Genomic DNA, 17,336 nt, shown 5'->3' with positions numbered 1-17,336 from the left:
AGAATTGCTATGGGTGTGATAATCCATCCTCTCTCTGTGCAAAACATTAAGCAAGATTGCATGCCGACCATTTCACCGCGGATGGAACGTTTATTTAAAGAGTTCCTTTCGCGCTACCATGAGTGGAGGTCTTACCAAAAACGCGAAATTGCTTGGTTAACAGCAACGATGCTTATGGGGTTAACGAATCTTGCAACATGGGCGAGTATTCCTTCGGCATGGGCAATAAATATTTTGCTTTTTTTGCTCTTCCTTGGGGTGCTGCATTATTATCTCAGTATCAAACAGAAAGTTACTCATCTTTATATTAATGTACATATTTTATATCTTCATTTTTTAGGAAAGTTGGAAGTCGGTTTTTGCGAGCATCCGGGCAATTGCCAATGTGCAGAGCAATTCAAAAAGTATGTTTGGGAACATTATCGGATCTCCTTCTATGAGGATAAACTATAACTAAACTATGGATAAAGAGGTAGGCTAAATGAAACAAACGGTTATTTCCACAACCAAAGCCCCGGCGGCAATCGGACCCTATTCACAGGGAATTGAGATTGGAAATTTTGTATTTACTTCAGGTCAGATCCCGTTAACGCCTGAGGGTAATCTTGTGGGCCCCAATATTGAAGAACAAGTTCGACAAGCTTTGAAAAACGCAGAACAAATTTTGCTTGCAGCAGGTACTTCGTTGGATAATGTTGTGAAGACGACTGTTTTTCTGGCTGATATGAACGATTTTCAAGTGATGAACAGTATTTATGATGAGTTCTTTGATGCGCGACCCCCTGCACGTTCGGCTGTACAAGTTGCACGTCTTCCTAAAGATGTTAAAATTGAAGTCGAAATGATTGCCTTTAAGGGTTAAAGTACAAAGGTTGATACCATAAAGGCATTAAAAAATGTTTTAAGAAAAGGGGGTTATCTATTGAAAAAATATGTTTGTTCAGTCTGCGGGTATGTATATGACCCTGCAATCGGTGATCCTGACTCAGGTATTGCCCCGGGAACCGCTTTTGAGGATATTCCGGACGATTGGGTTTGTCCGGAATGTGGAGTGGACAAAGATTCCTTTGAAGTCTCCGAAGACTAGTTAATGAACTTACGACATAAAAATGGGCAGCTGCACTTCGTTCGAAAGTACAGCTGCCTTATTTGTATTTTTATATAATCGTAATCCGCTTAAAGCCCCAGAACAGCAGCTTCATCACGATCAAGTTTTTCCATGCACGTTTTTAACCGCTGATTTAATTTCGGATCGGTTACGGCATCGCGCATCTGTCGTAAAAGATCGATGGTTCTGCGAAAGACTGAGATAATATCACCCTCGTCAAGATTACAAAGCTTTTGAATTTCGGCGAAGGAATGCCCTTTGCTCCAAAAATATGTAATAATTGACACACGTGGGTCATAACGCACTGTATCCGGGCCGCAGACGGATTGAATATAGCGCTCAAATTTCACGATAGGTATCCAGTCAAGAATAGGGAGCTTTTGGAAGAAGTCGTTTTTCCTGGATTCGAAGTCGATAGCCGATAGCAAAGCATTGAGCTGATCATCGTCCAGAGAATCAAATGTATCAGAGTATATCAGTTCGGTCACCAGAAGCTCCTGAACATAAATATGCCGCGCACACTCTCCGCGTGGAAGCAGATCATCACCGCGAATATAACCCATTTGACGAAGTTGGTTTAACTTAAACTGAAATTCATGAAGAAAGGAGTGCTGATCAGGGAGAACACTCAGTTCTTTTTTTAATTCGGCGGCTTGTTGTTGAAGTTTAGCTAAATTCTTGGTCTCTTTCTCACAGACGGAAAGTTTGGAAGCGGGGCAATTTTTAGGTTTTACTTTAAGGAGTTTTTGCCAGGTCCGTATTTTCCGAGCCATTTCCCGGCCGTAAGCTCGATTTTGGCGACGGGGACCTAAGGCTTGGTAAGAACGATTTAATCGGTCAAGTTCTTTCTTCTTCGGGTAATATTTTAAGCAGCAAGAAAACGTTCCGGCATTTTCACAAACGATTTCTTGGACCCCCTTAGTTTTTTCTTCAACCTGAGCAAGTTCATTTTTTAAATCTTCGTTGGTTCGAACATAGCTAAACGCGGCAAAACTTTTTTGAAAATATAATTCAATCTGCTCAGAAGTCAATGTCGCTTGAAGATTTAATACGGTATTATAAGATAGCTTAAATTGGCTGGTTAAAGGTTCCAAGCGTTTTATATTGAACCGAGGGGGCGGACTCTTTTCCATATAGTTCAAATCGATTAAAGCAAAGGAGTAACCTTGCTCATCGATTCCGCGGCGTCCTGCCCGTCCGGACATCTGAAAAAATTCGTGATTGGCCAAGGGGCGAAAATTCCGCCCGTCGAATTTATTGAGAGAGTCAAAACAAACGGCTTTAACGGGATAATTGATGCCAACGCTAAAGGTTTCGGTACAGTATAGAACATGGATAAGACGTTTTAAGAACAATTCTTCGACAATTGCTTTTTGAGCCGGTAAGAGACCGGCATGATGGAAGGAAATGCCCTTAGAACATAAGCGTTTTAGCTGTCGTGTTGAAGCAGACCACTCTTCTTCAGAGCCGAATTGCTGAATAAATAAAGCCTCAACCTGAGCGCTCTCACTGGGTTTCAGATAATTAGCAAAGCCGGCAAGTTCCCTGGCTTTATCCGCACATTGTTTGCGGCTAAAAACGAAATAAAGGGTTGGTAAATATTTACGCTGTATTGTCCGGATTAAGTCAAGGTGAGTTGTGGAAGAAAAGGGGGAGCTTTCGGGGTTTTTATGTTCCTTTATTTTGTGATGGTAATAGCGCCATAATTGTTCATAGGTTACAAGACCTGTATCCTTGGTATAGAAATAATAATCTAAGGGGACGATGCGACGTTGTTCTTCAATGAGTGTGACTTTTTCCTCGCGGATCGATTCAATCCATTGTACAAGTTGGCCGGCGTTGGCTATAGTCGCACTGAGCCCGAGAATTTTCATATGTTTAGGAGCTAAAATAATGGATTCTTCCCAGACGGTTCCCCGTTCTTCATCATTGAGCCAATGAATTTCATCGAAGATGATATGAGTGACGTGCCGCAACGCAGGATCTTCGGTGATGACTTGATTACGAAAGATTTCAGTTGTCATGATGAGTAAAGGGGCATCCGGGTTTATCACGACATCTCCGGTCATAATGCCCACTTTTTCTGATCCAAAAAGCGCTTTATAGTCTTTAAACTTTTGGTTGCTTAAGGCCTTAATCGGTGCAGTATAAATAACCTGCTGCTTTGCCTCAATGGCTTTGTCAACCAGATAGTCGGCAACCAATGTTTTCCCGGTTCCGGTTGGGGCAGCTACGATAACTGAACGCCCTTCATCAATGGCATCTAAAGCCTCTATCTGAAAGCGATCTAAGGTTAACCCCCGATAAGTCCGTTCTGACATAGGATCACTCATTTCTATTATGATTGCTTAATTTTAGCAAACTACGCGGGAAGACGCAAATCGGTGGTCTGAACCCTATTTTTCAGCCATATGATTTAATCAAGGAAATACCCTAAAAGGGGGAATTCAGGTGTGCTCCTTGCGCCTTGAGGTTGAACAAGCTATTGGACTTAAGTTTCCTGTAAAAAATGGTGAAGCCATGATTCGATTTGAAGAGTCTATGGAAATTCCCCGCGGTGCAGAACACTTAATGAAAGGAATGTACCAAAATCCCGAGGAGGTTAAGCACGGTTTTCAAACGTTACAACAGGAGACAGCAAATTTACTGGAAATTCTTTTGCCGCGGCGGTCACGCTTTAGAGAATGGGTTGATCAGCTTCCCGAGCAACCGAGAGAAGCCGAAACATATATAAAAGATACTTCGGAACAATTGCACCGGCAGGATCAACGTTTGCGGCAGATGGAAAAGGAACTGCTTATTAAGCTGGAGGACAGCGGAATACAGGATTTATTCCCAATTCCTGTGGGTGCTTTCGCTCAAATCGGTTTTCAGGAACCTGCGGTAAAGCTTTATTTAAGGCCTTTAGGGCGCTTAGCGGAAATTCTGCAGCTTAATCCTGAGCATCTTCGATCTGCGGTTCGCCTTCATTATCTGGTCTTTTTACTTTTAATGGAGGGACTGGATTTTGATGGTCAAGGATGTAAACGTAATAATGACGAAAAAGTACTGTCGAAATTAACCTGTTATTTTACCCTTCGCCAAATCAAGGGTCAGTCCGAAGAGGTTGTTCACTGCTATAGTGAATGGGTAAAGTCTTGGGGAGGGACGGGCCTGTTAGAAGCTTTTCCCCAGCAGAACAGCAGCGAAAAAATACGCGCCGCCATGATTTTTTGGCGGCGCGGAACAAACTTGACGTGGGAAGAAGTCTGGGAAAAAGTAAAGTTGCTGGATTCCGAAGGGTTTTCAGATTATCGATTTTCAGGAGGTATGCGCGATCATAAGTTTTATAATTGATGACTTAAGGCCAATCGGCGAGTTCTTGTGGTTTGAGAATCTCCAGTCGTCCTTCATGAAGTTGAACAATACCTTGCCTTTTCCAATTGTTAATGGATCGATTAACCAATTCACGGGAGGTTCCAATCATACTCGCTAAATCTTTGTTCGTGAGGGTTCCGTCAACATAAATCCATTCGCCGGGATTGGGGGCGGGACGTGCCAAACGAAGAAGAAGGGCGGCAAGTATCCCTGCTGTTGAGCGGCTGGTTAAAATTCGAATAAACTCTTGATTAAGGCGAAGGCGTTTACTCAGGGTACGAACGAGAGCAATTCCAAGCTCGGGATGTTTAACTAAGAGTTCGGGGATTCTTTGGTTTGAAAGAACAAGGACCTGACTTTCTTGAATGGCTTCAGCCGTAGCGGGATAGGGGCCATCCTCAATCAATAAAATTTCAGCAAAGCTGTCATAGGGCCCGCACCAGTCGAGAATTTGCTCATTGCCATCCGGCAAGGTCTTACTCATTTTAATTTGTCCGGATAACACAAAATAAACGTGAGAACCGATTTCTCCTTCTACAAAAAGAATTTGACCTTTACGAAAATGCCGAGGTTTAAATTGAGAAAGGAGAGGTTTGAGATCCTCATCAGATAGATTGGAAAAAAGGGGAAAGCGCTTTAATATTTGAGGATCAAACACTTTGAAAAACCTCACTTAAATCTTAGGATAACATATATTAATTAGAGCATAGAAAACTGCAACAAGGTTATTCCGTTAGTTAGGGTGATCAATTGTGCAAAATCTTGTGATTGAACCGATCTCAATAAAGTCAACAATTACCACACCTTTTCGGGTACTTTTTATTGTGATGCTTGTTTTGCTGGCCGCGATTATTGCCATAAACGCTGATTAAGCAGCATCTTAAGAATGAGAAGGGGTCTTCTCTACTTGTTTGGCGGCCCTGACTATAGCTGACATAACTTTAGCTTGGTCAGGGCGTGTTTGACTCTCCCATTGGGTGAGAATCTCGCCTTTTAAGGAGACGTAATATTTAGCAGGCAGTTGGTTTAACGTAAGTGCAAGGATATCAGCAACGCAACGTTCGCATGTACAGGGAAGGGTGACTTGGGTCATGTATTCTTTGAGAGCTTGACGAGAAACTGCTTCCATATGATTTTTTAATTCGTACATAACTTTCCCTCCATTTTTTCTTCCTAACTTTATAATAATTGTTAAGACCTTCTTGTACAAGGCTTTTCGATATTATACGGCGGTTACTATAATTTATGCTTAAAGGTAACATTTGTTTGCTTTATCAAAATAGTTTTGTTATACTAGAAGCAACTCGAGGTTACTTTGCAAAAATCTTGAAATCTCTGTTTACCCTTAATTTGGGTTGTCATGGATCGGGAGTTTGCGCAGAGATCAAAGAGAAAAAACTACCCAAAATAAGGAGGAAACATTAAGTGTTTCAAGACAAAATTTTAACCTGCCGCGATTGTGGCCAAGAATTTACTTTCTCTGCTAGTGAACAAGAATTCTATGCTGAAAAAGGGTTCGAAAACGAACCTGGACGTTGCCCTTCATGCCGTCAAGCCCGTAAAGCTGCTAATGGCGGAAGAAGAAGCGGAGGCTTTGGTGCTCGTCCTCAACGTCAAATGTATCCGGCAGTTTGCTCCAATTGCGGAGTTGAAACAGAAGTTCCATTCCAACCTTCCGGCGAAAAGCCAGTCTATTGCCGTGATTGCTTCCAAGCAATGCGCCGCTACTAATCCTAGGTTTAATAAAATAGGTTAAAGCAAGAAGGATCAGAGTTTTTCTGATCCTTTTTTTTTGTACTGTCGGAAAGTATAAGTGCAACCAATGGCTTTGCGAAGCCGGGTTTTCTTTATGGTGCGTTTTGCAGCTTTGTTAAAAATTAAAGGTTGACATGTTTCTGCACACATTGTAAAGTATGGATGAGAAGAGTTATCAATTAAAACTGCACTCATGTATTGAGAATGAATATCAATTAAGGGGTTTATACAGATAGGAGGTTTATATGGAATATTCATTAGACTTACTGCATCCCGGTGAAAAGGCACATATCCGCACTGTTTTGGATAATGGAGCATTACGGCGTCGAATGATGGATATGGGGCTTGTGCCAGGTGCTGAAGTAGAAGTAATTCGATTGGCTCCTTGGGGGGGGCCCATGCAAATACGTATAAAGGGATATTCTTTAGCCATGCGTCTTTCCGAGTGTGCTAAAATACTCGTTGATTCTAAATGAGAATAATTTGCATAGCTTAGAATCCAAAATATTTGTTCAAAGAGTGTTTAAGATATTTTGCAAAATTTCTTGCTGACGTAGGGAGGAAAAATTCGATGAAAAATCTGAGAATCGCTCTTGTCGGTAATCCCAATGTCGGCAAAAGTACAGTTTTTAATTTTCTAACCGGTTTAAAACAACAGGTAGGCAATTGGACAGGTAAAACGGTTGAACATAAAGCAGGCTATTTTAAGGTAAATGATCTAGCAATTGAATTGGTGGATCTCCCAGGGACCTATAGTTTAACGGCTTATTCCCAAGAGGAAATTGTAACACGGGAATACATCCTTAATGAAAAGCCGGATGTCGTGGTGGCAATGCTTGATGCTTCAAATATTGAACGCAACTTATACTTGCTCTTACAAATATTAGAGTTAACGCCTAATGTTGTGATTGGTCTTAATATGATGGATATTGCTTCGGCCTCAGGAATAGTTATTTCTGCTTCGAAATTGAGCCAAACACTAAAGCTTCCGGTAATTGAGGTAATTGCGACTAAAGGCAAGGGAATTAATGAACTTTTACAGGAGGCTATTAAGACAAGCCGGCGGGATGAAGCCCCGCAGCCTATTAAAATTAAGTATCCTGAAGAGCTTGAAAAAAAGATTACGGAAATTGAGAATGATTTAAAAGAAGGTCAATTTCCTCGTCGTTGGCTTGCTCTAAAATATATGGAAGGAGATCAGGCTCTTGAAGTAGAGCCTCCGGAATCAATACGCAAATTATTGTTGGAGTGGAGCCAATCCGGTTGGAATGAGGCTAAACTGGAAATGGCGATCACCGATTCAAAATATCAATTTATTGAGTCGCTTCTGCCTAAATTTGTTCAAGTCAATAAACAAAAGGGTGCAAGCTGGACAGAAAGGTTAGATCGTTGGGCCTTGTCACCCATTTGGGGTTATCCGATTCTTTTGGGAATATTGATTATCGTTTTTTGGAGCTCATTCGTCGGAAGTGCTCCCATCGGTGATCTTATTTCGAAGTTTATGGCCTGGGCGGCGCGAGATCTTGTTGCTCTTTTGCAGATTATGGGTGGGCCTCAATGGCTGCAAGGCTTAATTCAGGATGGAATATTTGCCGGTGTAGGGGCGGTGTTCGCCTTTGTTCCCCAAATTGGATTGTTTTTTATCTTTTATTCTATCCTTCAGGAAAGTGGTTATCTCGCGAGAGCGGCTTTTCTTGGAGACCGATTTATGCAGGCTATGGGGCTGCATGGAAAGTCTTTCTTTTCTTTTGTTTCTAGCTATGGCTGTAATGTTCCGGGAATCATGGCAACCCGTACGTTGGAAAACCCTAAAGATCGCATGATAACCATTTTCCTTAATCCTTTGATTCCCTGTGTGCCCCGCTTAGGGGTGATGAGCGCAGTAGTGGCAGTATTTTTCCCCGGAGGACGCGGGGCCATAGTTATGATCAGTTTATTGGTCTTAAGCCTGTTACTCATTATTTTTTCATCTTTTTTCTTTAGAAAAACAGTGCTCAAAACCGAAAAGTCACCTTTTGTCATGGAGCTCCCCCTTTATCACTTGCCCACGCTTCGCAACATCTTCCTTCCGGCTTGGGAGAAAACATACTCCTTTATCAAAAGAGCATGGACGTTTATCTTAGTTGCTTCCATTATTATTTGGGTATTGAGCAATTATCCGGCAGGGGTTCCAATAGAAGAAACATGGGCAGGACAACTTGGAAGTGCATTATCTGTTATAGGTAATCCCTTGGAGTTTGATTGGCGGATCATGGTCGCGCTGCTCTTTGGTTTTACGGCAAAAGAAACGACGCTGTCTACCTTAGGAATTTTATATGGTGTTGCTGCGGATACTCCCCAATCGATTGCTTATGCTATGACAGGGGCAATGACACCATTGGTGGCCTATATTTTCTTGGTCGTATATATGATATATATTCCTTGTCTGGCTACTGTAGTAACCATGCATAAGGAAATAGGGAGCTGGCGGTGGACAGGATTTGGTGTCGTTTATAATTTGCTCTTCAGCTTTGGAGTCGGTTGGCTGTTTTTACAGATAGGACACGCTTTAGGGTTTTAGAGAAGTATTTCATACCCGGAGGTGAATAATATGCTGAGTGAAGTATTAAAAATAATGGATCTGGAACAATCGCTTGCGGTTACGGAAATTGCCAAGAAGCTGGGATGGACGCTCCAACGCGTAGAAAATACGATAGAGCAACTCGAAAGTATGGGTTATATCCGCAAGAGAGAAATCGTTTCTTCTTCTTGCAAAGCGGGCGGGTGTTCGGGCTGTCCGGGCTGTTCCTTTGGTAAAGAATCGTTTTGTCAGAGCAGCCCAAACCCAACGAAAATACTATATTCATGGGTAATCACGGACCGCGGTAAAAATGCTCTTCACTAATTTCCGAGATATCATGGACAATAAATCCCCAATCCTTTACAATCAACTCTAGGTGACAAGATGAAAGCGAGGCTCTAACAAGATGGACTTTTCTGGGAAAGATAAAGCAACCTATGTACAAGATACATTTAATTCAATTGCTAAACGCTATGATCTAATGAATACACTGATGAGTTTTGGACTGGATAAGGGGTGGCGTCGGAAGGCAGTAATAACGGTAGAAGCAAAGCCGGGAATGCACATCTTAGACGTCTGCTGTGGGACCGGACAACTCTCAATCGAACTTGCGGAAACAATTGGCGAAACAGGGAAGGTCACGGGCTTGGATTTTTCAGAGAACATGTTAGGAAAGGCTCGGGATAACCTTCAATCTTTCCCATATCAGTCTCGAATTGAATTGATGCAAGGGGATGCGATGCAGCTTCCATTTGCGGATAACACGTTTGATGGTGCAACCGTCGGTTGGGGACTCCGAAATCTGCCAAATCTTGAACAAGGTGTCAAGGAAATGCTGCGCGTGGTAAAACCGGGCTCAATGGTTGTTTCGTTAGATATGGCTAAACCGACGCTTCCGGTTTTTAAGCAGGTGTATTGGCTTTACTTTAATAAATTGGTACCTCTGATGGGAAAAATATGGGCCGGTAGGGCAAAGGCTTACCAATACCTTCATGATTCAGCTGTAGAATTTCCACCCCAGCAAGAACTCGCTCGAATTTTTGCCCGCTGCGGCTTAGTAGAAACACGGTATCATAATTTATTGGGTGGCGTTGTTGCGATTGTCAGCGGCAGAAAACCTGAATAATCGAGTTCTCTTACCAAGGTTGAATAGTGTCAGAAAAGGAAGGGAGAGGAATATACCGATGGAACTTAAAATTGGCTTAAAGGGACGAGCGGAAAACGTGGTTAATGAAGGGAATACCGCAAAAAGTATGGGGAGCGGCTCTTTAGAAGTGTACGCAACTCCTGCTTTAGTAGCACTTATGGAGGCAGCGGCGGTTAATGCTTTGAATTTGGAGGCAGGTGAATCCAGCGTGGGAACTGCCCTTGAGATTAAGCATGCAGCGGCTACACCTATTGGCATGAAAGTGTGGGCTGAGGCTGAGCTCGTAGAAATAGACCGGCGGCGTTTGGTCTTTGCGATCAATGCCTATGATGAAGTCGAAAAAATTGGATCGGGACGGCATGAAAGGTTTATTATTCAGACTGAACGCTTCCTAAGCAAGGCCTATCAAAAATCGGGAGTATAATTGTGAGTTATTTAACGGTTTTAGAAAAGGGCAACTGGGAACAGGTCATTGAGAAATCACGATTCATCGCCTTAGTGTTTCCTGTAAAAACACCGGATGAAATCAATCAAGCTTTAGAGCAAGCACGGCAGCTTTATCCTAATGCTCGTCATTATGTGTATGCTTATCGTCTCTATAAAGGCAAACTGGAAAGATCAACAGATGACGGAGAGCCGCAGGGTACAGGGGGTAGACCCGTTTTAGATGTTCTGCAGTTTCGTGAGCTTTGGGATGTGTTAGTCGTTGTTATCCGTTACTTCGGAGGAATCCTTCTAGGGACAGGAGGGTTGACTCGAGCCTATGGGGGAACAGCACGTCAACTCTTAGATCAACTCGAAGTTAGTCGTCTAGTTCCTCATACGATTTACGAAGTAGAATCCGGGTATAATTGGTACGAGACTTTGAAGTATCAGTATCGGCTTAAGAACTGGGTGACTGGGAATGAAGAGTTTTCAGCAACAGTTAAGGTCGAAGTATTTATCCGTGAGGAAGAACGACAGAAATTTGAAGAGTGGTTAACAGATTTTACACAACGAGAAGTGACTTTTCAAGAAAAAGGAAATATAATGCGCGCTGAGCCAGCAAGGCCTCGTTTTTAACGAGGCTTATTTAATACCTAAATCTAAATAATTAGACTATTAAAACTTTATGAAAAATAAAACTTTCACTTGCATTAAGTGATTGATTTCACGTATAATAGTTTTAGAAAGTAGTTATTAAAAAAATGAATACATAGCAAGTATTGAATAAAAATATAAACAGAAATGAGATGATTATATGTTAGCATGGGTTGCACTTCTTATGATTATCGTTTTCCTGGGGGCGTGTGGAGTAGTCATTGGCGCTTCTTGTTATCAGATTGTAAATGTTATCCGTAGAACGCCAAGAAAACCAAAGCCGGTAATGAAAGCTATTAGAACCTGATTGCGATTGTCTATTTCATAAAATAGAATTTTCAAAAGCATCACCAAAGGGTGGTGCTTTTTTATGCCTTTTTCTGGACAATATTCAGGATTTAGCGATCTTAGAATATTTATAGGAGGAAAAATCAAAAGTTCTGTCGAATACATGCAAAGTTATTCACGACAAGGAGGCGAGCAGGATTTTCCTGTATGGATTAGTAGTTACTATTGTCAGCCTTCCATTTATCCTTATCTTTAGTTTCAAATCCTCAGTATGGGGACTTAAGGGCTTTGAAGGGTTTATTATTTCCACTTTAGTATGGTTAGATGCACTTATATTTCCATTCGTTTTAAAAACAGGCCATATGATAGGCTGGGTAATTATGACTGGCGTTTGTCTATTTATTCCGTTTTTGTTCCGGAATTTACATAAACAGACGGGGGTTAAGCCCCCTCATGAAAACGAAAAAATAGATAAAACTTTGCCCCATTTAGAACTTAATTCTTCAACTACAGAGAATAAAACATCAGCACCTAAAGTCGAGACAGAGCCAGAGGCAGAGGATGAAGAAGGGCCCGAAACCGAAGCAGTGCCCAAGGACGAGGCAGAGGATGAAGGAGAACCCGAAACCGAAGCAGTGCCCGAGGACGTGGCAGAAGATGAAGGAGAACCCGAAACCGAAGCAATACATGAGGAGGGGGAGGCAGAGCCTGAGCCAGAGCCAGAGCCAGAGCCAGAGTTTAAAACGGTAATTAAACCTAAGCTTATAATTGATCCTTATCCTGTTGAACAAATAGTTAGCACCGTGCAAGAAATTCCGGTGTTAAGTTTTGAGGAGCTATTAGAGGAAGGGTTTAAGGAAAAAGAACAGGGTACTTATCAAAAAGCAGCAGAATATTTTTATTCCGCCCTAAAAACAAAACCCGAACCAGATCTGGCCTATTACTTAATTACGGATTGTTATACCCTATGGCAATCGACAGATCTTGCAGAGATGGCGTTTTCAAAGCTTGAGCCTTTTATGATGGAATTCCAACATGCTGCCACTGCCGTTTGGCGGAAACGTTTTGACGCATGGCTTCTTGATAATGAAATTAAACTTTAGAAAATAGAGAGGGAAGGAAATGATTATAATGAAAGCGAGCAAAGAAATTAAGGGGTTAAGGATCATTAGTATAGCTGATGGGACACAAATTGGGATTATCAAGGATTTTATTCTAAATCCTAAAACAGGGAGTATGGATTTTTTTATCATTGATCAACCGGCTGACTATTTCGGGGCTAAGATTATTCCTTTTGATGATGTTATTGGTTTAGGTGAGTTTGCGGTTACTATTCCTGATCCTCAAGTTATTCAAGATGTTTCCCAGAATCTAGCCGCCCAAGAACTATTGAAACAGGATGTAAATGTTATAGGGACAAAAGTTCTGACTAATAAGGGAAGTTTGATTGGAGAGGTCCAAGAGTTTCTTGTTGATGAGGAAAAGGGCAAGATTTCTTCATGTATTTTTGATACCCCTGACGGTCAAAGCAAAGAAGTCAGTGCTCAAGATATTATCACGTTCGGCAAAGAACTGCTTATTATTGATGCTGCTTATACCGAGGAACCGATCACCCCGGCGGAAGCGGTTAATAATGAAGTTCAGCCGATTTCTGAAGATACGGAAAGGGTTAACCCTCCAAGTCCTGAGGCTCCTTTAGATGTGAATGAGACCAGTACCGAATTTAATCTCTTTGAACAACGTCAGTTACAATACTTTCTGGGAAAAACAGTAGATAAGGATGTTGTCTTGGATAATGGGGAAATGCTTAAAGCGGGTGAACCGATTAGCGATGAGATCATTCGTAAAATAACTTCGCGCAATAAACTAATGGAAATTACATCTTATCTCCATAAAAATTAAGGCTTATGAAGAATCCAAAGCTGTTCCTGATTTCTGGATTGTTATTCTTACAGGTTGCGGTATCAATTACCTTGGCTACCTCTGTTACTTATGATATGGACTATGCCAAAGCCCCTGAAGGGTTTCAGGTTTGGGGGATTGATTTGTCGGGGCGAACTAATAATGAGGCCTATCAATATCTCGAAAGGGAAATACCGCGTGGGGTTTTTTATCAAGATTCGACATATCCGCTTACGATCACACAATCCCAAAATAATTTGCAGTCTTGGTTAAACACGCAACTGATACCTGAGGGTGATTCTTGGTGGATGAATGCGGTCAACCATTTAAAACGGATGGGGCCTGAACAACTTTCTCCAGAACTTTTGGATGAGAATGAAATATATCCCCAATTGGAGAATATTGCGCAGCAAATCAATAAAGGGGGTAAGCCGGCAAGTATGCAGTTGCATAACGGCAAGTTTGCTATTCAATCAGGATTACCGAGTGTTGTGATGGATATTCCTGCATCTTGGGAGCATCTTAACGAAAGCAAAGGTTTAAATTCTGTGCCCTTGGTTGTCAACTCACTGGAACTTACTCCTACAGAATCAGACTTGCGGAAAATTAAAGACGTTATAGGAGATTATACGACCTATTTCGATCCTATAAATACCGCAAGGACAAATAACGTTCGTTTAGCAGCGAATGCAATAGATGGAAAGCTGATTGAGCCGGGTGGAGAATTTTCCTTTAACCAGGTTGTTGGCAAGCGTGATAAGGAAACAGGTTATTTACCCGCATATACTTTTGTTGATCAAACGGTTGTTTTGGATGATGGCGGCGGAATTTGCCAGGATTCAAGTACTCTTTATCATGCGGTGAAACAATCACAGCTTCAAGTTCTGGAAAGAAATACTCATTCTTTGCCGGTGACGTATGTTCCTAAAGGACAGGATGCCACTGTGGCGTATGGGTTACTCGATTTCCGTTTCCGAAATACTACCCAGGGATACATTTATATTAACGCTCGCACGGGGAACAATTGGATCAGAATACGTATTTATGGGGTTGCTGATGAAAACCATCCCGTTCTTGCAGAACCTGATGGCTATCCGATAAAACCTGATCCTAATATGAAATGAGCCGCCATATGGCGGCTCATTTCATATTAAACTATAATTTAAGTTAAAAGATTCTTGTCGAGAAGTTTTATTCCTAAGGGAAATGATGTAGGATAGAAGTAATGGAAAGATATTAGGAAGGGGTTACCCGAGTGAGACAAGTCAGTGTAAATTCACTTAAAATTGGTGACGTCTTAGGCAAAACGATTTACTCAAGCAAAGGGAGAGTCCTGCTCGGTAAGGATGTTAAACTCACTCCATTATATATTGGAAAGTTAAAGGATATGGGGATATCCATCGTTTATATCGAAGATGAGCGTTTCGATGATGTTGTGCTTGAAGATGTGATCAGCGAGCAACAACGGTGGGAGGCAATGGAACTTATTGAAAAGAGCTCCCAGGCTGTTCGGCTTGGCAAGGATATGAACGGTTTCGAGTTAAAAAACATTGTCAGTAAAATTGTTGAAGAGATCATGTTTAAAAAAGATATATTAGTCAGCCTCATGGATATCCGAAGCAGAGATAATCAGATGTTTGCTCATGCAGTCAATGTTTGTGTGCTTTCCACTGTTCTGGGTAAGGCCATGCTTTTAGACCGGGAAAAGTTAGAAACGCTGGCGATTGGAGCTTTGCTGCATGATATTGGTAAAATGCAGCTTGAACCGGAACTCGTCTGTAAAACGGAAAAGCTAACGACAGATGAAATGGAACGTCTCAAACTCCATACGACTTTGGGTTTTGAAGAGCTGAGAAAACGGAAAGAATTCAGTCTGGTTGTTCCTCATATTGCTTTTCAGCACCATGAAAATATCAATGGCACAGGTTACCCGCGCCAACTAAAAGATGGTGAAATCCATCCGCTGGCTCAAATCGTGGCGCTAACTGATATGTATGATAAGTTAACGACCGACAATAGTGGTTTGCAAAGGGTCATGCCCCATGAGGCGTGTGAAATTTTAATGGGGCTTGTAGGAAAGGTCTTTCCGCTGGAGTTAGTGCGCCTCTTTTTAAAAAACATCGCTGCTTATCCTACGGGTGTAACAGTTCGTCTCAATACAGGAGAAATAGGGGTTGTCGTAGATCAAAACTTAAGTATGCCGGTGCGTCCAATAGTTCGCGTATTTGACGATGCTGATTACAATTCAAGCAAAGGCAAAGAATACAACATGATAGAACGGCGTACAATCTTTATTACTGAGGTTTTGAGTTAGCTGTTTGTGCGTCCTGGCAATAGGAAAGCAGCGGACAAAGCTGACATTGAGGATGTTTGGCATAGCACATTCTTCGGCCATGCCAAATCAGAAGATGATGGGCAAGGCTCCATTTTTCAGGGGGAATCAAAGCTTTTAATTGTTCCTCGACAAGATCCGGGTTCTTACCCACAGCTAGACCTAAGCGGTTTGAAACGCGCAATACATGGGTATCGACAGCTAATGCAGGGATACCAAAGGCATTGCTTAGGACAACATTAGCCGTTTTTCGACCTACACCCGGGAGTTCGGTTAAGGCTTCAAAAGTGTTGGGAACCTCACCTTGATGATTCTCAACCAAGATTCGGCAGGTGGCAAGAATATTTTTTGCTTTATTGCGAAAGAGCCCGATTTCTTTGATTTCCGTTTCAAGCTCCGCTTGTGTAAGCTGAAGAAACTCTTGAGGAGTTTTGTATTTTTGAAACATCCGATCAGTGATTTGATTTACTTTACGGTCTGTAGCCTGAGCACTTAAAATTGTGGCAATCAGCAGCTGAAAGGGATTTGTAAAATTAAGCTCACAATGAGCATCCGGATACATTTGTTCTAGCAGATTAAAGAGGGTTTGGGGTGGGGTTAGACGATGGTTTTTCAAAGGTTGGCTCCTCCTTTTTATTCATTCCGTATAAAATAATATTTTAACACAAATTTATCGTTAATTGACATAATAGACATCAAAAGGAGGAAAATCAATGAAATACGTACGATTTTTCTATGCAGGTGCAGTTCAGTACGGAATGTTAAATGAGGGAATAATCACAGTTTTAGACCGTTCATTCTTAGAAAAAGAGCATCAATCAACAGGCATAACCCTAAATCTTAACGAGGTTCGGCTTTTGGCCCCTGTTCAAGCGAGCAAAGTAGTCTGCATAGGGTTAAATTATGCAAAACATATCGCGGAATTTGGAGGCAACAATCCGGAAGACCCGATTATCTTCATAAAGCCGAGTACCTCCGTAATTGGGCCGGAGGCTGAAATTGTTGCCCCGAAAATGAGTCAACATATCGATCATGAAGCTGAATTGGCTGTTATTATTGGTAAATCTGCAAAAGATGTCATGGCAGCGGAAGCTTATGATTATATTTTCGGGTATACATGCGGAAATGATGTTACGGCACGCGATCTTCAGCGTATAGACGGACAATGGACGAGAGGAAAAAGCTTTGATACGTTTTGCCCACTCGGGCCTTGGGTCGTTACCGATCTTGATCCCAGCCACTTAGACATTCAGGCCCTGCTTAATGGTAAAGTGATGCAATCATCGAACACGAAATATTTCTTAAATCCTGTTGCAAAGCTCGTGAGTTATATCTCCCACATCATGACACTGTTGCCGGGTGATGTTATAATGACGGGTACTCCGGAAGGGGTAAGCCCGATGAAATCAGGAGACGAAATTGTGGTGCGGATTGAAGGCATTGGGGAATTGCGAAATCGTATACGTTAAGAAGAAATTAATCAGTTGAGGGAATAGGATGAATTGCTGGGTTTATATCCTTAAATGCGCTGATCAGACCCTCTATTCGGGTTCAACGACGGATCTCAAGCGTCGTCTATTGGAACATAATGAGGGTAAAGGTGCAAAATACACGCGAAGCCGCAAACCGGTTGAACTGATGCAGGCATGGAAGGTAGCTTCTTGGAGTCAAGCGCTGCGTCTCGAATCAGGGTTAAAAAAATGTCCGCGGTTGTTTAAAGAAGAGCTGATTAAAGACCCTGAAGCGATTCAAGTATGGGCAAAGCGGAAAGGATATGACTTTCCTATTGAAGTCAATTAAAATTTAA

General features: G+C 41.9%; 21 protein-coding genes. 17 read left to right on the top strand and 4 right to left on the bottom strand.

Annotated elements, in window-relative coordinates; all coding sequences use genetic code 11:
- Positions 1–9: 9 nt before the first annotated feature.
- Genes VB077_RS06320 through rd form a run of 3 tightly spaced genes read left to right on the top strand, consistent with a single transcriptional unit; the run spans position 10 to position 1,087 of the window.
- The gene (locus VB077_RS06320; RefSeq protein WP_323414378.1) at positions 10–453 is read left to right on the top strand and encodes a hypothetical protein; all 444 of its coding nucleotides are present in this window, start codon (positions 10–12) and stop codon (positions 451–453) included.
- Between the two features lie 28 nt (positions 454–481).
- A complete protein-coding gene (locus VB077_RS06315) occupies positions 482–862 on the top strand; it encodes a RidA family protein (RefSeq protein ID WP_323414377.1) in 381 nt (126 codons plus the stop codon).
- Between the two features lie 60 nt (positions 863–922).
- Entirely contained in the window at positions 923–1,087 is a 165-nt protein-coding gene (gene rd, locus VB077_RS06310; protein WP_323414376.1) for a rubredoxin, read from the top strand.
- A gap of 89 nt (positions 1,088–1,176) precedes the next feature.
- Here rd and VB077_RS06305 read toward each other — a convergent pair whose 3' ends face one another.
- Complete coding sequence (locus VB077_RS06305; RefSeq protein WP_323414375.1) at positions 1,177–3,429, bottom strand: DEAD/DEAH box helicase; 2,253 nt, start codon at positions 3,427–3,429, stop codon at positions 1,177–1,179.
- A gap of 130 nt (positions 3,430–3,559) precedes the next feature.
- On the opposite strand from VB077_RS06305, the gene VB077_RS06300 reads away from it, so the two are divergent.
- On the top strand, positions 3,560–4,444 hold the full coding sequence (locus VB077_RS06300) for a hypothetical protein (RefSeq protein ID WP_323414374.1): 885 nt from the start codon (positions 3,560–3,562) through the stop codon (positions 4,442–4,444).
- Between the two features lie 4 nt (positions 4,445–4,448).
- Here the strand turns inward: VB077_RS06300 and VB077_RS06295 are convergent, their stop codons facing one another.
- Entirely contained in the window at positions 4,449–5,123 is a 675-nt protein-coding gene (locus tag VB077_RS06295) for a Crp/Fnr family transcriptional regulator (RefSeq protein ID WP_323414373.1), read from the bottom strand.
- Positions 5,124–5,345: 222 nt separating this feature from the next.
- Positions 5,346–5,615 carry a late competence development ComFB family protein gene (locus VB077_RS06290; protein ID WP_323414372.1) on the bottom strand — a complete coding sequence of 90 codons (270 nt, stop codon included), beginning with the start codon at positions 5,613–5,615 and terminating at the stop codon, positions 5,346–5,348.
- A gap of 275 nt (positions 5,616–5,890) precedes the next feature.
- On the opposite strand from VB077_RS06290, the gene VB077_RS06285 reads away from it, so the two are divergent.
- The 11 genes from VB077_RS06285 to VB077_RS06235 all read left to right on the top strand — a co-directional run bounded on the left by VB077_RS06285 (position 5,891) and on the right by VB077_RS06235 (position 15,511).
- Entirely contained in the window at positions 5,891–6,196 is a 306-nt protein-coding gene (locus tag VB077_RS06285; RefSeq protein ID WP_323414371.1) for a zinc-ribbon domain containing protein, read from the top strand.
- A gap of 269 nt (positions 6,197–6,465) precedes the next feature.
- The gene (locus VB077_RS06280) at positions 6,466–6,696 is read left to right on the top strand and encodes a FeoA family protein (protein WP_323414370.1); all 231 of its coding nucleotides are present in this window, start codon (positions 6,466–6,468) and stop codon (positions 6,694–6,696) included.
- A gap of 95 nt (positions 6,697–6,791) precedes the next feature.
- Entirely contained in the window at positions 6,792–8,780 is a 1,989-nt protein-coding gene (gene feoB / locus VB077_RS06275) for a ferrous iron transport protein B (protein ID WP_323414369.1), read from the top strand.
- 30 nt (positions 8,781–8,810) lie between these two features.
- Positions 8,811–9,104 (top strand): FeoC-like transcriptional regulator, encoded by a 294-nt coding sequence (locus tag VB077_RS06270; protein WP_323414368.1) that lies wholly within the window; start codon positions 8,811–8,813, stop codon positions 9,102–9,104.
- Between the two features lie 82 nt (positions 9,105–9,186).
- Positions 9,187–9,906: a demethylmenaquinone methyltransferase gene (locus VB077_RS06265; RefSeq protein ID WP_323414367.1), complete on the top strand. Its 720-nt coding sequence runs from the start codon at positions 9,187–9,189 to the stop codon at positions 9,904–9,906.
- A 58-nt stretch (positions 9,907–9,964) separates the two neighbouring features.
- Positions 9,965–10,351, top strand: coding sequence for a thioesterase family protein (locus VB077_RS06260; RefSeq protein WP_323414366.1), 387 nt, complete (start codon positions 9,965–9,967; stop codon positions 10,349–10,351).
- Positions 10,351–10,989 carry a YigZ family protein gene (locus VB077_RS06255; RefSeq protein WP_323414424.1) on the top strand — a complete coding sequence of 213 codons (639 nt, stop codon included), beginning with the start codon at positions 10,351–10,353 and terminating at the stop codon, positions 10,987–10,989. Before VB077_RS06260 ends, VB077_RS06255 begins: the two co-directional genes overlap by 1 nt.
- A gap of 686 nt (positions 10,990–11,675) precedes the next feature.
- The gene (locus tag VB077_RS06250) at positions 11,676–12,398 is read left to right on the top strand and encodes a hypothetical protein (RefSeq protein ID WP_323414365.1); all 723 of its coding nucleotides are present in this window, start codon (positions 11,676–11,678) and stop codon (positions 12,396–12,398) included.
- A gap of 28 nt (positions 12,399–12,426) precedes the next feature.
- On the top strand, positions 12,427–13,197 hold the full coding sequence (locus VB077_RS06245) for a PRC-barrel domain-containing protein (RefSeq protein ID WP_323414423.1): 771 nt from the start codon (positions 12,427–12,429) through the stop codon (positions 13,195–13,197).
- A 5-nt stretch (positions 13,198–13,202) separates the two neighbouring features.
- Positions 13,203–14,321, top strand: a complete 1,119-nt coding sequence (locus VB077_RS06240; protein ID WP_323414364.1) for a VanW family protein — start codon at positions 13,203–13,205, stop codon at positions 14,319–14,321.
- 131 nt (positions 14,322–14,452) lie between these two features.
- Complete coding sequence (locus VB077_RS06235) at positions 14,453–15,511, top strand: HD-GYP domain-containing protein (RefSeq protein WP_323414363.1); 1,059 nt, start codon at positions 14,453–14,455, stop codon at positions 15,509–15,511.
- Here VB077_RS06235 and nth read toward each other — a convergent pair.
- Positions 15,492–16,145 (bottom strand): endonuclease III, encoded by a 654-nt coding sequence (gene nth, locus VB077_RS06230; RefSeq protein ID WP_323414362.1) that lies wholly within the window; start codon positions 16,143–16,145, stop codon positions 15,492–15,494. The genes VB077_RS06235 and nth overlap by 20 nt on opposite strands.
- 97 nt (positions 16,146–16,242) lie before the next feature.
- Between nth and VB077_RS06225 the strand changes: the two genes are divergently transcribed.
- Together VB077_RS06225 and VB077_RS06220 are read left to right on the top strand one after the other, a co-directional pair.
- Positions 16,243–16,998 (top strand): fumarylacetoacetate hydrolase family protein, encoded by a 756-nt coding sequence (locus tag VB077_RS06225; protein ID WP_323414361.1) that lies wholly within the window; start codon positions 16,243–16,245, stop codon positions 16,996–16,998.
- A gap of 28 nt (positions 16,999–17,026) precedes the next feature.
- Positions 17,027–17,329, top strand: coding sequence for a GIY-YIG nuclease family protein (locus tag VB077_RS06220; protein WP_323414360.1), 303 nt, complete (start codon positions 17,027–17,029; stop codon positions 17,327–17,329).
- Positions 17,330–17,336 lie beyond the last annotated feature (7 nt).

It is taken from the genome of Desulfitobacterium sp. (genome assembly GCF_034927245.1).
GTDB lineage: Bacteria > Bacillota > Desulfitobacteriia > Desulfitobacteriales > Desulfitobacteriaceae > Desulfitobacterium_A.
Note: the sequence above shows the minus strand (reverse complement) of the source record. Positions and strands in the feature narration are given on the sequence as shown.